Annotated in this window: 11 protein-coding genes; 4 read left to right on the top strand and 7 right to left on the bottom strand. The window is 73.2% G+C overall.

Going from position 1 to position 14,196, the window contains the following annotated elements:
- Positions 1-10 precede the first annotated feature (10 nt).
- Entirely contained in the window at positions 11-487 is a 477-nt protein-coding gene (locus H030_RS0112740) for a hypothetical protein (RefSeq protein ID WP_027006384.1), read from the top strand.
- A gap of 43 nt (positions 488-530) precedes the next feature.
- Here the strand turns inward: H030_RS0112740 and typA are convergent, their stop codons facing one another.
- The 4 genes from typA to H030_RS31775 all read right to left on the bottom strand — a co-directional run bounded on the left by typA (position 531) and on the right by H030_RS31775 (position 7,464).
- Positions 531-2,408: a translational GTPase TypA gene (gene typA, locus H030_RS0112745; RefSeq protein WP_027006385.1), complete on the bottom strand. Its 1,878-nt coding sequence runs from the start codon at positions 2,406-2,408 to the stop codon at positions 531-533.
- A 13-nt stretch (positions 2,409-2,421) separates the two neighbouring features.
- Positions 2,422-2,829, bottom strand: coding sequence for a hypothetical protein (locus H030_RS0112750; RefSeq protein ID WP_027006386.1), 408 nt, complete (start codon positions 2,827-2,829; stop codon positions 2,422-2,424).
- Positions 2,830-2,892: 63 nt separating this feature from the next.
- The gene (locus H030_RS0112755) at positions 2,893-4,308 is read right to left on the bottom strand and encodes an FAD-binding oxidoreductase (RefSeq protein ID WP_051222556.1); all 1,416 of its coding nucleotides are present in this window, start codon (positions 4,306-4,308) and stop codon (positions 2,893-2,895) included.
- Positions 4,309-4,344: 36 nt separating this feature from the next.
- Positions 4,345-7,464, bottom strand: a complete 3,120-nt coding sequence (locus H030_RS31775; protein WP_035127614.1) for an AfsR/SARP family transcriptional regulator — start codon at positions 7,462-7,464, stop codon at positions 4,345-4,347.
- Positions 7,465-7,534: 70 nt separating this feature from the next.
- Between H030_RS31775 and H030_RS0112765 the strand changes: the two genes are divergently transcribed.
- Genes H030_RS0112765 through sufD form a run of 3 tightly spaced genes read left to right on the top strand, consistent with a single transcriptional unit; the run spans position 7,535 to position 10,481 of the window.
- A complete protein-coding gene (locus H030_RS0112765) occupies positions 7,535-7,852 on the top strand; it encodes a Rieske (2Fe-2S) protein (protein ID WP_027006388.1) in 318 nt (105 codons plus the stop codon).
- 3 nt (positions 7,853-7,855) lie between these two features.
- Entirely contained in the window at positions 7,856-9,313 is a 1,458-nt protein-coding gene (gene sufB, locus H030_RS0112770) for a Fe-S cluster assembly protein SufB (protein WP_035127617.1), read from the top strand.
- A gap of 16 nt (positions 9,314-9,329) precedes the next feature.
- Positions 9,330-10,481, top strand: a complete 1,152-nt coding sequence (gene sufD / locus H030_RS31780; RefSeq protein WP_231398432.1) for a Fe-S cluster assembly protein SufD — start codon at positions 9,330-9,332, stop codon at positions 10,479-10,481.
- Positions 10,482-10,898: 417 nt separating this feature from the next.
- Here the strand turns inward: sufD and H030_RS0112780 are convergent, their stop codons facing one another.
- Genes H030_RS0112780 through H030_RS0112790 form a run of 3 tightly spaced genes read right to left on the bottom strand, consistent with a single transcriptional unit; the run spans position 10,899 to position 14,115 of the window.
- On the bottom strand, positions 10,899-12,875 hold the full coding sequence (locus H030_RS0112780) for an FtsX-like permease family protein (RefSeq protein ID WP_027006390.1): 1,977 nt from the start codon (positions 12,873-12,875) through the stop codon (positions 10,899-10,901).
- Positions 12,872-13,594, bottom strand: a complete 723-nt coding sequence (locus H030_RS0112785) for an ABC transporter ATP-binding protein (RefSeq protein WP_051222560.1) — start codon at positions 13,592-13,594, stop codon at positions 12,872-12,874. The genes H030_RS0112780 and H030_RS0112785 overlap by 4 nt, the downstream gene beginning before the upstream one ends.
- A complete protein-coding gene (locus H030_RS0112790) occupies positions 13,591-14,115 on the bottom strand; it encodes a PadR family transcriptional regulator (protein ID WP_027006392.1) in 525 nt (174 codons plus the stop codon). The genes H030_RS0112785 and H030_RS0112790 overlap by 4 nt, the downstream gene beginning before the upstream one ends.
- Between the last annotated feature and the right edge of the window lie 81 nt (positions 14,116-14,196).

Genomic DNA, 14,196 nt, shown 5'->3' on the forward strand with positions numbered 1-14,196 from the left:
GTCCACCGCCATGCCCCTCCGTCGCACCCACAAGACCACCACCTTCGCCGCCGCCGCGCTGGCGGTCGCCGCGCTCGGCGCCGGCGGCACCGCGCTCGCCCAGAGCGCCGACCAGAGCACGCCGACCACCATCCAGGTCTCACCCGCGCCGTCGATCGGCCCCGGCGCGACCGCGCCGTTCGACGCGCCCGGCGTCAAGGCGATCCGCCGCGGCAAGCCGATCCCGGCCGGCTACGTCCTGATCGGCTACCGCATCCAGGCCCACCGCGGCACGAAGATGGCCGGCGCCGCGCTGCGCTTCCTGTGCCCCGACGGCAAGCAGCTCGCCTCCTTCGGGACCATCGGCAACGCCGGCTTCTCCGCCGACCGCAACTACACCCACCACCGGCTCACGTTCGTCACGAGCTGGCCGAACATGCGCGACCGCGCCGGCAACCCGATCAACGACGCCGACGGCAAGCTCTACGCCGTCTGCGGCAGCAAATAAGCACCGCACCACGCGAAGCGAGCGGTGCGGCGCCGGGGTCCTACTACTTCGGCGCCGCGCCGGCCCTCGCCCGCCTCGCCGCCTTCGCGCGCTCGTTCGGGTCCAGCGACCACTTGCGGATCCGGACCGCCTTCGGCGTCACCTCGACGCACTCGTCCTCGCGCAGCCACTCCATCGCCTGGTCCAGCGACAGGTTGCGCGCCGGGACCAGCCGCTCCAGCTCGTCGGCGGTGGCCGAGCGCACGTTGGTCAGGTGCTTCTCGCGGACGATGTTGACGTCGAGGTCGTCGGCCCGGGCGTTCTCGCCGATGACCATGCCGGCGTAGACCTGGTCGCCGGGCGAGACGAAGAGCGACCCGCGGTCCTGCATCTGGAAGCAGGAGTACGACGTCACGGCGCCCTGGCGGTCGGACACGAGCGCGCCGGTCGGCCGGGTGCGCAGCTCGCCGTGCCACGGCTCGATGCCGTCGCTGACGCTGTGCGCGATGCCGGTGCCGCGCGTCTCGGTCAGGAACTCGGTCCGGAAGCCGATCAGGCCGCGGGCCGGGACGCGGTAGTCCATCCGGACCCAGCCGGTGCCGTGGTTGCTCATCTGCTCCATGCGGCCCTTGCGCAGCGCGAGCATCTGCGTGACGACGCCGACGAAGTCCTCGGGCACGTCGATCGTCATGCGCTCCATCGGCTCGTGGATGACGCCGTCGATCTCGCGCGTGACGACGCGCGGCTGGCCGACGAGCAGCTCGAAGCCCTCGCGGCGCATCGTCTCGACGAGCACCGCCAGCTGCAGCTCGCCGCGGCCCTGGACCTCCCACGCGTCCGGGCGCTCGGTCGGCTCGACGCGGATCGACACGTTGCCGATCAGCTCCTGGTCGAGGCGCGCCTGGATCTGGCGCGCGGTCAGCTTGTTGCCGTCCCTGCCCGCGAACGGGGAGGTCGAGGTGGCGATCGTGACGCCGATCGAGGGATCGTCGACGTGCAGGACCGGCAGCGGCCGCGGGTCGGCGGCGTCGGCGAGGGTCTCGCCGATCGTGACCTCCGGGATGCCGGCGACGGCGCAGATCTCGCCCGGGCCCGCCTCCTCGACCGGGACGCGGTGCAGGCCGTCGGTGACGAACAGCTCCGTGATCTTGGCGCGCGTGACCATCGCGCCCTCGGTCTCGTCGGCGCGGCACCAGCCGATGTCGCCCTTGCGGATCGTGCCCTGGCGCACGCGGCAGATGCCGAGGCGGCCGAGGTAGGGATCGGCGTCGAGGTTGGTGACGAGCGCCTGGGCCGGGTGCTCGGGGTCGTAGGACGGCGGCGGGACCGTCTCGACGAGCAGGTCCAGCAGCGGCCTGAGGTTCTCGCCCGGCGTCGTCTGGTCCATCGACGCCGTGCCCGCGCGGGCGTTGGTGAAGACGATCGGGAACTCGAGCTGGTCCTCGTCGGCGTCGAGGTCCAGGAACAGCTCCTCGACCTCGTGGACGACCTCGTCGATCCGCGCGTCCGGGCGGTCGATCTTGTTGACGACCAGGACCACCGGCAGCCTGCCCTCCAGCGCCTTGCGCAGCACGAAGCGCGTCTGCGGCAGCGGGCCCTCCGAGGCGTCGACGAGCAGGAGCACGCCGTCGACCATCGTCAGCCCGCGCTCGACCTCGCCGCCGAAGTCGGCGTGGCCCGGCGTGTCGATGATGTTCAGCTTGGTCTCGCCGTACTGGACCGCGGTGTTCTTGGCGAGGATCGTGATCCCGCGCTCGCGCTCCTGGTCCATCGAGTCCATGACGCGGTCGGTCAGCGCCGCCCCCTCGCGGAACGCGCCGGACTGGCGCAGCATGGCGTCGACCAGCGTGGTCTTGCCGTGGTCGACGTGGGCGATGATCGCGACGTTGCGGAGGTCGTCGCGTGTGGCGGTGTTGTTGGCGCGCGGCGCAGTAGTGGGCATGCGCGGAAAGAGGCTAGGGGGTCGGCGGCTCCGGCAGGTGCGCGGCCTTCCACTTCTCGGTGGAGCGGTGGTGGAAGAACGAGGCGAAGACGCCGGCCACCGAGGTGACGACGACGAGCGCCCAGACCTCCAGGAAGACGTCCAGGAGCTTGCCGCCGGTCGTCAGAGGGTTCGGGAACTGCGAGGACACCGTCAGCATCTGGGTCGTCGTCCAGAACAGGGCGTTCCAGAACGTCGTGATCTCGCCGTGGTGGCGCTCCAGCGCCCAGCCGAGGGCCGCGGCGAGCAGGTCGATGACGATCGTCAGGACGATCACGCCGGTGATCCGGCTGCGCAGCTCGGCGTGCGCGCCGGTCTCGGCCCTGAGGGTCATCCTGACGCCGCGCAGGACGCGGATCACGGGGTGGTGCGTCTTCTCCACCTGCGCGAGTCTGGCCGGTCCGGCGGACGCGTCGCGCGCCCGCCGGGCCGGAGCGGCGCCGGCCTACGCCGGCGTGATGTTCTGGTTGCGGTGGAACACGTTGTCCGGGTCGTACTTGGCCTTGATCGCGGCCAGCCGCTCGTAGGACTCGTCGCCGTAGGCGGCGCGCACGCGGTCCTGGCCCTCGCTGCCGAGGTAGTTGATGTACGCGCCGCCGGTCGTGTGCTCCTCGAGCGTCGCGTACACGTCGCGGCCCCACTGCAGGCACGCGTCGTCCTGGTCGGCCGACTCCCAGCGCGACATCATGTTGATGACGTACGGGGCGGACCGGTGCGGGAACGCGCTCGCGTCGGCCGGGACCCGCGCGGCGGCGCCGCCCATCGTGTGGATGTGCAGCTCGCACGCGGGCGCCGGGCGGTCTGCGTGGCCCTCGACGATCCGGTCGATCGCGCCGTCGCTCAGCGCGTCCAGGTAGCCCGCCTTCATGTAGTTGCGATGCCCCTTGTCCAGCAGCGGGTCCAGCAGCTGCTGCAGCGCCTCGTACGGGATCTCGCCGAGCAGGTCGACGGCGGGGCCCAGCGCGCGGATCGGCGCGACCATCGCCTCGCCCTCCTCGACCGGCCCCGACCAGCACGCCACGACCGCGATGCCCGGGTGGCCGTGCATCTCCTCGGGCAGGAACGGCGCCGGCGGCGCGGTCGTCGCGTTGACGAGGATCGTCAGCTCGTCGGGCATCCCGGCGTCCATCAACCCCCGGACCGTCTCGAGGATCTCGCGCAGCTGGGTGGGCGGGAAGAACGCGGCGCCGCCGTAGACGACCGGCCCGACCGGCGCGAGCTGGAAGTCCATCGACGTCACGATCCCGAAGTTCCCGCCGCCGCCCTTCAGCGCCCACAGCAGCTCGGACTCCTCGTCGGACCCGAGCCCGGCGCGTACGACGCGCCCGTCGGCGGTGACGACGTCGGCGCCGATCAGCCGGTCGCACGCCAGCCCGAGGTTGCGCGCGAGGTGCCCGATCCCGCCGCCGAGCGTCAGCCCGCCGATGCCGGTCGTCGACACGTAGCCGCCGGTCGTCGCCAGGCCGAAGGCCTGCGTCTCGTGGTCGAGCTCGTGCCACTGCATCCCGCCCTGGGCGGTGACGGTCCTGCGCTGCGCGTCGACGCGCGCGCCCTTCATCGGGCCGACGTCGATGACGATCCCGCCGTCGGAGGAGGAGAAGCCCGGGATGCTGTGGCCGCCGCCGCGCACGGCGATCTCCAGGCCCTCGCTGCGCGCGAACGACACGGCCCGGATCACGTCCGCGACGCCCGCGCACTGGACGACGACCGCCGGCCGCTGGTCGGCGAACATCGCGTTCCAGACCTCGCGGGCGTCGTCGTAGCCGGCGTCGCCGGGCGTGAAGACCGGACCGCGGAGGGACTCGCGCAGCTCGGTCAGCGCGCCGGTGTCGAGGGTGGACTGGGTGGGGAGGGTGGTCATGGCGACGATGGTGCGCCGGACCCTCTTTGCGCTCGCTTAACCGCCGGACGCGAGCAGCGCGATCCCGCGCGTGTCGCCGATCTGGGCGAACGTGTCGCGCGTGCGGCGCCGGACGTCCTGGGCGCCGGTCTCCGCGCGCCCCTCAGCGCCGAGGGTCGCGAGGTGGCCGAGCGCCGCCCACGCCGCCCAGCGCGGCAGCCCCTGCCCGGCCCAGAGCCCGGACGCCAGCGCGTACAGCTCGCACGCGCGCGCGAGATCGCCCGCCCGCTCCTCGGCGATCGCCCAGTCCATGTGCGTCCCGGCCAGCGCGGGCAGGTCGTCGGTCGCCTCGAAGCGCTCGACCGCGGCGGTGAACACGCCGCGCGCGGCGTCCAGCTCGCCCGCCGCGGCGTGCACGAGCCCGAGCCCGAGCGAGACGACGCGCGCGTCGCGGCCCTCGCCCAGCTCCTGGCGCAGCGCGAACGCCTCCTCCAGCCGCGCACGCGCGTCATCTAGGTCGCCGCGCGTGCGTGCGAGGTGGCCGAGGTGGGCGAGCGTCATCGCCTCGCCGCTGCGGTCGCCGATCGACCGCAAGCGCCCGAGCGCCTCGACCAGTGCGGCGGCCGCGTCGCCCAGCGCGTCCGGGTCCTCCGGGCCGGCTGCGCGGCGCGCGTAGGCGAGGTTGTTGAGCGCGAGCCCGAGCGCCTGCTCGCGGTCCAGGCGCCGGAACGGGAACAGCGTCGCCTCCCAGACCATCCGGACCGTCCCGGCGGGCGCCGCGCCGCCGACCGGCAGCGGGAGCATCCCGAAGACGACGGCGTCCAGGAACGGCTCGTCGGGCGCGGGCGGCAGCGCGCGCAGGCGCGCGACCGCGTCGTCCAGCGCGCGGCGCGTGGCCCCGGCGTCGCTGCGCTGCCAGGCCGCCAGCGCGCCCGCGTGCGCGGCGTTGGCCGCGACCTGCGGCGCGCCGTGCGCCTCGGCCACGGAGACGGCCTCAGCGCACATGGTCGCCGAGCGCTCGGAGCTGTTGACGTAGGCCTCGAACAGCGCGTGCTGCACCGCCGCCTCGGCGCTCGCCAGCGGATCGCCGAGGTCGTCGTAGATGCTCAGCGTCTCCTCGAGCCGCCGCAGGTAGGCGTACGGGTCGCCCCGGCGCAGCGCCAGCCCCGCGGCGGCCAGCAGCGCCTCGACGCGCAGCGGCGTGCGCTCGGGCGCCGCGCGCAGGACCGCGTCCAGCCACGCGGTGCCCTCGACGAACCACGAGCGGTCCAGCCAGAACCGCCACAGCCGCGCGGCCAGCGCCAGCGCGGCCTGCGGGTCGTGCGTCAAGGCATAGGTCAACGCCGCGCGCAGGTTGCCGTGCTCGTCCTCCAGCGCGTGCAGCGACGCGGGGTCGCGCGCCAGCTCCAGGCACCACGCGAGGTGGCGGCGGGCGACCGCGTCGCGCTCGCCCGCCGCGTCGAGCTGCTCGTCGGCGAACTGGCGGATCGTGTCCATGCAGCGGAAGCGCTCGGCGTCGGCGACGACCAGCGACTTGTCGACCAGCCGCGCGACGAGGTCCGCGACCCTGCGCTCCGGGATCGCGCCGTCGGCGACGACCAGCTCGGCCGCGCCGAGCGCGAAGCTGCCGCGGAAGACCGCCAGGCGCCGGAACAGGATCCGCTCCGGGCCGGTCAGCAGGTCGTGGCTCCACGCGATCGTGGCGCGCAGCGTCTGCTGGCGGTTGCGCGCCGTGCGCGGCCCGGACCCGAGGACGTCGAGCGCGACGTCGAGGCGGTCGGCGATCTGGGCGAGCGTGAGCGCGCCGCAGCGCGCGGCGGCCAGCTCGACGGCGAGCGGCATCCGGTCCAGGTGGTGGCAGACGTGGGCGATCAGCTCGTCGTCGGCGCCGGTCAGGCCGCCCGCCACGGCGCCGGCCCGCTGGCGGAACAGCTCCGGCGCCTCGGCCAGCGAGGGCACGCGCCACGCGACCTCGGCGGGCGCGCGCAGCGGCTCCCGGCTGGTGGCCAGGAAGCGCACGGCGGGCGCGGCGGCCAGCAGCGCGTCGGCCAGCTCGGCGGCGGCGTGCAGGACGTGCTCGCAGGTGTCGAGGACGATCAGCGTCACGGGCGCGCGGCCGAGGTGGGCGATCAGCGCGTCGAGCGCGGGCCGGTTGGCGGGGATCGGGACGCGCAGCGCGGTCGCGACCTGCTGCGGGACGAGCGCGGGGTCGCGCAACGCGCCGAGGTCGGCGAGCCAGGCCTCCTCGCCGCGGCGCGCGGCGGCTTCCAACGCGAGGCGGGTCTTGCCGGCGCCGCCGGGGCCGGTGAGGGTGACGAGGCGCTCGCGGTCCAACAGGTGGTCCAGCTCCTCCAACTCGCGTGCGCGGCCGACGAAGCTCGTCGCCTGGACCGGCAACGCGCCGAGGCGCCGCACGGGTTGCTCCGGCGCGGGCGGCGCGTCGCCGTCGGCGCCGAGCAGCTCGCGGTACAGCGCGCGCGTCTCGGGGTCCGGATCGCCCTCGCTGTGCTCGCGCAGCGCGCCGCGCAGCTGCTCGAACTCCGCCAGCGCGTCCTGGCGGCGGCCCGCGGCGGCGAGCGCGCGCATCAGCGCGCGCCGGACCGCCTCGTGGCGCGGCGCGTCGGCCGCGGCGCGGGCCAGCGCGGCGATCCCGGCGCCCGGGTCGCCGGCCGCGGCGAGGCGCTCGGCGGAGCGGATCACGAGGTCCAGGTGGGTCTCGGCCAGCGCGGCGCGGCGGCGCTCGGTCCAGGGCTCGAAGCGGTCCTCGGGCAGCAGCTCGCCGCGGTAGAGGCCGAGCGCGAGGTTGAGGACCGCGTCGTCCTCCGGCGCCGCGACGGCAGCGTTGGCGGCGTCTTCGAAGGCGTCGACGTCGACCCACGCGGCGGGGGTCAAGGAGAGGACGTCGTCGGCGAGCGTCAGCGCGCCCGGCGCGTCGAGCGCGCGCCGCGCGGCGTGGAGCACCTGGTGCAGGTTGTTGGCCGCGGCGGTCGCGTCGCGGTCGGGCCACAGCAGCTCGGCGACGACGTCGCGGTGGACCCGTCGTCCGGGCGCGAGCGCCGCTACCTTGACCAGCGAGCGGGCCTTGCGCAGGCGCCAGGCGCGCTCATCCACCGGTGCTCCGTCGATCGCGACGGAGAACCCGCCCAGCAGCGTGATGCGCAGCGTGTCCTCTCGCATGGACAGGGCAACTCTGGCCGACCTTGGTCCTCGGTACAATCCCTTCTGCGAAAGTCGGATTTGAACTTCGTTGCCTGAGATCATCGACATCTGCCCCGTCACCGAGCTCCCTCCGGGCGCCATGCGCGTCATCGAGTGGGACGACCTCGAGATCGCCGTCGTCAACTGCGCCGGCACGTATTTCGCGATCGAGGACCGCTGCTCGCACGACGACGGTCCGCTGGCCGAGGGCGTGCTGGACGAGGCCGCGTGCACGCTGGAGTGCCCGCGCCACGGCTCCCTGTTCGACCTGCGTACCGGTGCCCCGAAGACCCTTCCTGCCTACGAGCCCATCGAGACCTTCCCGGTGCGGATCGACGGCGACCTGATCAAGTTGGAGGTCGAGTAGCCCATGGCTGCCACGCCCACGTCACCTGAGACCGGCAAGGTCCTGACCGCCGAAGAGGCCGCCCTGCGGACCCTTGGCTCCGATTACACGGAGCGCTACGGGTTCCACGAGGAGGACAACTACCTCTACAAGGCGCCCAAGGGCATCAACCGCGAGGTCGTCGAGACGATCTCCCGGATGAAGAACGAGCCCGAGTGGATGCTCGAGTTCCGGCTCAAGGCCCTGCAGTACTTCCTCGACCGCCCGCAGCCGACGTGGGGCTCGCCCATGCTCGCCGAGGTCGACTACGACGACATCCACTACTTCGTCCGCTCGACCGAGCGCCCGTCGCGTTCCTGGGACGACGTCCCGGACGACGTCAAGCGCACGTTCGACCGGCTCGGCATCCCGGAGGCGGAGCGCAAGTTCCTCTCGGGCGTCGGCGCGCAGTACGAGTCCGAGGTCGTCTACCACCAGGTCCGCGAGGACCTGGAGGAGCAGGGCGTCATCTTCATGGACATGGACTCGGGCCTGCGTGAGCACGAGGACCTGGTCCGCGAGCACTTCGCGAAGATCATCCCGCCGAACGACAACAAGCTCGCCGCGCTGAACAGCGCCGTGTGGTCGGGCGGGTCGTTCGTCTACGTGCCGCCGGGCGTGCACGTCGAGATGCCGCTGCAGGCCTACTTCCGGATCAACACCGAGAACATGGGCCAGTTCGAGCGGACGCTGATCATCGCCGACGAGGGCTCCTACGTGCACTACGTCGAGGGCTGCACGGCGCCGACGTGGTCGTCGGACTCGCTGCACTCCGCGGTGGTCGAGCTGATCGCCAAGCCGGGCGCGCGGATCCGCTACACGACCGTCCAGAACTGGTCGAACAACGTGTACAACCTGGTCACCAAGCGCGCGATCGCCGAGCGTGACGCGACCGTCGAGTGGGTCGACTGCAACCTCGGGTCGAAGCTGACCATGAAGTACCCGGCGGTCTACCTGATGGGCGAGCGCGCCCACGGCGAGGTGCTGTCGATCGCCTTCGCGGGCGAGGGCCAGCACCAGGACGCGGGCGCGAAGATCGTGCACGCGGCGCCGAACACGACGTCGAACATCTTCGCCAAGTCGATCTCCAAGGACGGCGGACGCTCGTCGTACCGCGGTCTGCTCGAGGTCGCCAAGGGCGCGCACGGTTCGAGGTCGAAGGTCGTCTGCGACGCGCTGCTGCTGGACGAGAGGTCCCGGAGCGACACGTACCCGACGATCCGGATCGGCGAGGACGACGTCGATGTCGGGCACGAGGCCACGGTCTCGAAGGTCGGCGACGAGCAGCTGTTCTACCTGATGTCGCACGGCCTGGATGAGGAAGAGGCCGGCAAGCTGATCGTCAACGGCTTCATCGAGCCGATCGTGAAGGAGCTCCCGATGGAGTACGCGATCGAGATGAACCGGCTGATCGAGCTGCAGATGGAGGGTTCCATTGGCTAGCGCGGTCGCGGCGAGCGTGCCGCAGGTCTCCGTCGAGCTGCCCCAGCACAAGGGCGTGGCCGGCTGGGAGTTCACGCCGATCGACAAGCTGGACCTGGCGAAGTTCCCGGTCGCCCCGGCCGCTGCCGGCTCGACCGCGGGGCTGTTCTCGCCGGAGGACGCGATCGTGGCGTCCGAGGGCGATGCGTCCTCGGGTGTGATCGTGGCGCCGCTGCGCGTGGCGCTGGAGAAGCACGCCGAGGTCGTCGGCCGTCACTTCGGGACGGTCGCGCGCCCGGGCTACTTCGCGAAGGCGAACGCCGACGCGTGGACCGACGGGACGCTGGTCTACGTGCCGCGCAACGTCAAGGTCGACGCGCCGGTGCTGATCACCACGGTGCAGGACCAGCCGGGGACGACGTTGCACCACCGGACGCTGATCGTGCTCGAAGAGGGCGCGCAGGTCGAGGTGTGGGACCAGGTGTCGTCGTCGCATGACGAGGAGGCGGTCGTCAACGGCGTCGTCGAGATCGTCGTGGGCGACAACGCCAACCTGACCTACGTCGCCGCCCAGTCGCTGAACGAGAAGACGTGGCTGTTCGGCGCGCAGCGCGCGGTCGTCGCGCGGGATGCGGAGCTGGACTGGACGACGCTCGGGTTCGGCGGCGGCAACGGCAAGGTGTTCCTGGAGACGACGCTGGACGGCCAGGGCTCGACGGCCAAGGTCACCGGCGCGTACGCGACGCGCGGTAGGCAGCACGTCGACTACGACACGCTGCAGGAGCACGCGGCACCCGACACGGTGAGCGATCTGGCCTTCCGCGGCCTGATCTCCGGTCGGTCCTCGACGGTGTGGCGCGGGATGATCAAGGTCGACGAAGGTGCCCAGCGCACCGACGCCTTCCAGGAGGCCCGCAACCTGCTGCTGGGCAAGAAGGCCCACGCCGACGCGATCCCCGGCCTGGAGATCCTGGCCGACGACGTCCGTTGCACCCACGCAGCGGCCATCGCCCAGATCGACCCGGAGCAGATCTTCTACCTCCGCTCCCGCGGCCTCTCCGAGACCGCCGCGTCCCGCCTGGTCGTCGAAGGCTTCCTGTCGGCCATCGTCGAGCGCTACCACGAAGGCGCCCTCCGCACCGCCATCGCCGGCGCACTGGAAGCCCGCCTCGCGGCGGTCCTGGGCTAGCACTACAACAACACCTCCGCAGGACCGACGGCCGCCCCTCTGGGGCGGCCGTTTCTTTCCTCAATCCACGCGCCTCCACTGCCGTGGCACCGCCTCCGCTGCCGGCCGCGCCGCTCGTCTCGCTCGGCGCCAAACCCCCTGGCTGAGATGACCTCGAATCGTCCCTGACTCTGCGCGGCGGTGTTGGGCTGTACCGCGATCCGTCCGGCGTCGGCACACGCGATTCCGCTGCTTCGGCGGCGCGACTCTCACCGGCCGCGCCGTTCGTCTTTGGCGCCGCGTCTGTCTTGGCTGAGAGGGCCGCGAATCGCGCGCGGCTCTGCGCCGCGGTGTTGGGCTGTACCGCCGTCCGTCCGGCAAGCGGCGCGCCGCCGCCTGGGTGAGTCCTATAACAACGGTGCGATCCCGCCGCCGTGCTTACTCCGCCCGCAGCGCCTCCGGCCGCGTCAGGCGGACGAGCGCCGGGAGGGACAGCAGCGTCACCAGTGCGACGACCAGCGCGCCGGAGGCGAGGAGGGCTGTGGTCGCCAGCCAGTCGATGTGGATGGGGGCGTCGATGATCTTCAGCAGGACCGTGCCCAGGAGGAGGCCGGTGCCCAGCGCGAGCGTCAGGCCGAGGGTCACGGGGATCGCGGTCTGCCAGAGCACCGACAGCGCCAGGGTGCGGCGGCGGGTGCCGAAGGCGGAGAGCACTGCGAGCACCTGGCGGCGCTCGCGGAGTTGCTCGATGGCCGCGACCAGCATCGAGGCGCCGATCATCGCGAGCACCAGCGCGGCGCCCGCGAAGAGGATCCGGCGCAGAGCGGACAGCTGGGGTGGCTCGATCGAGTCGTCGAGGCGGATCACGGAGGCGAGGGGGTCGCGCTGCGCCACCAACGTCCGGACGCGGTCGATCCCGTCGTGCTCGCGCGTCGCGAGCACCATCGCGTGGGTCTGGGGGACGCCGCCGGAGGTGTCGAGGCGCACGAACGCGGTGCGCACGCCCGGCGTCCGCAGGAGCTCGCGCTGCAGAGCGACGGGCGACACGTGGGGCGACGCGTCGACCATGACGTTGACGCGGGAGGTGTCGATCCCGGTCGAGCGCTCGGTCTGGTCGGCCGCCGCCGCGAAGACGGTCTGCAGCGCGATCGCGCCCGCCACCGCCACCGCGATCCCGCCGACGACGCGCCCGGTCGTCCCGCCGTCGAGCTGCAGCCGCCGCACCGCCAGCTGCCACGGCAGCGACCCGTCCGGAGCGCGCGCCACCACCGCCTCGACCAGCCACGGCAGCAGGACCGTCAACCCCACCAACATCAACAGGACGCCCACGGTCGCCTGGTTGCGCCCCGCGTCGCCGGTGAGCTTGCCCGCGTCCCCGAAGAACGGCGCCAGCACCGCCAGCCCGGCCACGGTCGGCAGCAGCCGCCAGAGGAACCGGCGCCGCGGCGGCCGGACCTTGCGCGTCACGCCGAGCGGCTCGATCGCCACGCCGCGCAGTGCGGCCAGCGTCGCGATCACCGCGGCGGCGGGAACGAGTACGACGACAACAAGCGTCAACCCGACCGACGGGACGATGTCGCTCCCGTAGACCGCGATCCCCGCGACGCGCACGTGCTGCAGCACCGGCCGCAGCGCGAAGAACAGCCCGCCGCCCACGACCAACCCTCCGAGCGCGCCGAGCAGCGTCTCGCCCGCCGCGACCCGCGCGGTCGTCGCGCGATCGGCGCCCGCCAGCCGCAGCGCCGCCAGCCGACGGTCGCGCTCCTCGCCGCCGAAGCGCACCGCGGTCGCCACGAACACGCCGACCGGGACCAGCAGCGCCACGATCATCACCACCACCAACAGCGTGAACAGCGGGCCCAGCGGCTCGTGACCGGCCGGACGCCCGAAGCCGGACGCCTCGAAGACGCGCGCGTCGCGCGCGGGGGAGGGCAGGCTGACGGAACCCCGGACGTACGACGCCTCCGAAGGGCTCAGCAGTCCCGCTTTGCCAATGATCCCGACAACGCGCGCATCCAGCCGCGCGCGCAGCAGCGCCCCGTCCGGGCCGTCGAGCAAGGCCATCACCTTGGGCGACACGTACATCTCGCCCGGCCCCGGCAGCCGCGGGATCCCGGGCGGGACCGGCGCGCCGGCGCGCAGCGGCTGCACGGTCAGCCCCTGGATGCCGGTCGACCTGAACGTCGTGCTCGTGTCGGCCAGCCGCAGCGACTCGCCGTGCGCGACCCTCACCCACTGGCGCGCGGCGGAGCGCTCGTCGCGCGCGTGGCGGATGTGCGGCGTGCCGGCTGCCACCAACAGCAGCGCCACGCCGAACGCGACGCCCACCGCCGTCAGCCCGGAGCGCAGCCGCGTCCCGCCGCCGGTCACCGCGAGCCGCAGGCCCAGCGCCAGATCGCGCGCCCAGCGCCTCATGCCGCGTCCCGCCGCGTCCGGCCGTCGCGCACCACGACCTCGCGGTCGGCGTACGCCGCGACCCGCGGCTCGTGCGTGACGAGCACGACCGCCGCGCCCGTCTCGCGCGCCGCGCCCGTCAGCAGCTGCATGACGCGCTCGCCGTTGAGCGTGTCCAGCGCGCCGGTCGGCTCGTCGGCGAACACGACCCGCGGCCGCGTGACCAGCGCCCGCGCCACGGCGACGCGCTGCCCCTGACCGCCGGAGACCTCGCCGGTCGTGCGCTCCGCGACGTCGCCGACCTCCAGGCGTTCCAGCCACTCGTCGGCCCGCGCGGCCGCCTCGCGGCTCCTGGCGCCCGCCAGCCGCAGCGGCAGCGCGACGTTCTCGCGGCACGACAGCTCGGGCACCAGGCGCCCGAACTGGAAGATCAGGCCGAACTCGCTGCGCCGCAGCGCCGAGCGGCGCGCGTCACCCAGCGTCCCGATCGCCTGCCCGTCGTACTGCACGTCGCCCACGTCCGGCCGGATGATCCCGGCGGCGCAGTGCAACAACGTGGACTTGCCCGAGCCCGACGAGCCCATCACCGCGACGACCTCGCCGGGAGCGATGTCCAGCGACGCCCCGTCGAGCGCGGTCGTCGCGCCGTACTGCTTGCGCAGGTCCCGGCAGGAGAGCAGCGCGTCGCGCGTGCCGATCGCCGGCGCCGCCGCCTCGGGGTACTCAGCGGCGCGCTTCATGCCGCCACCTCCCCGGCCAGCCCGTCCAGGCGCGCGGCGGTCAGCTCCAGCCAGCGCAGGTCGGCCTCCAGGTGGAACAGCGCGTGGTCGCAGATCAGCTGGTCGGCGAGGTCGCCGGTCGCCTTGCGCGCGGTGAGCGACCGCATCAGCTTGAGGTGCTCGGTGCGCTGCAGGTCGAGCACGTCCTGCGCCGAGCGGCCCGTGCGCAGCGCGAGCACGACTTTGGCGTACAACGCGCTCTGCAGGTAGACGTCCGGCTTCTCGGGCTCCGCCAGCCAGGCCTCGATGTCGGCGACGCCCGCCTCCGTGATCGCGTAGCGCTTGCGCTCCGGACCGCCGCCCGGCTCGATCCCGTCGACCTCGACGAAGCCGTTCTTCAGCAGCCGCGAGAGCGTCGAGTAGACCTGGCCGTAGGCGACCGGCCGGTCCTGCCCGAAGCGCTCGTCGTACTCGCGCTTGAGGTCGTAGCCGTGGGAGGGACCCGCCTCGAGCAGGCCCAGGAGCGTCTTGCCGATGGACATGCGACGGCACTATATACGCTGTGTATACACACGTAGTAGACACGGTCGCGACGAGGCGCGAACGGCGCCGTGGCGCCGCCC

Source organism: Conexibacter woesei Iso977N (assembly GCF_000424625.1).
Lineage (GTDB): Bacteria > Actinomycetota > Thermoleophilia > Solirubrobacterales > Solirubrobacteraceae > Baekduia > Baekduia woesei_A.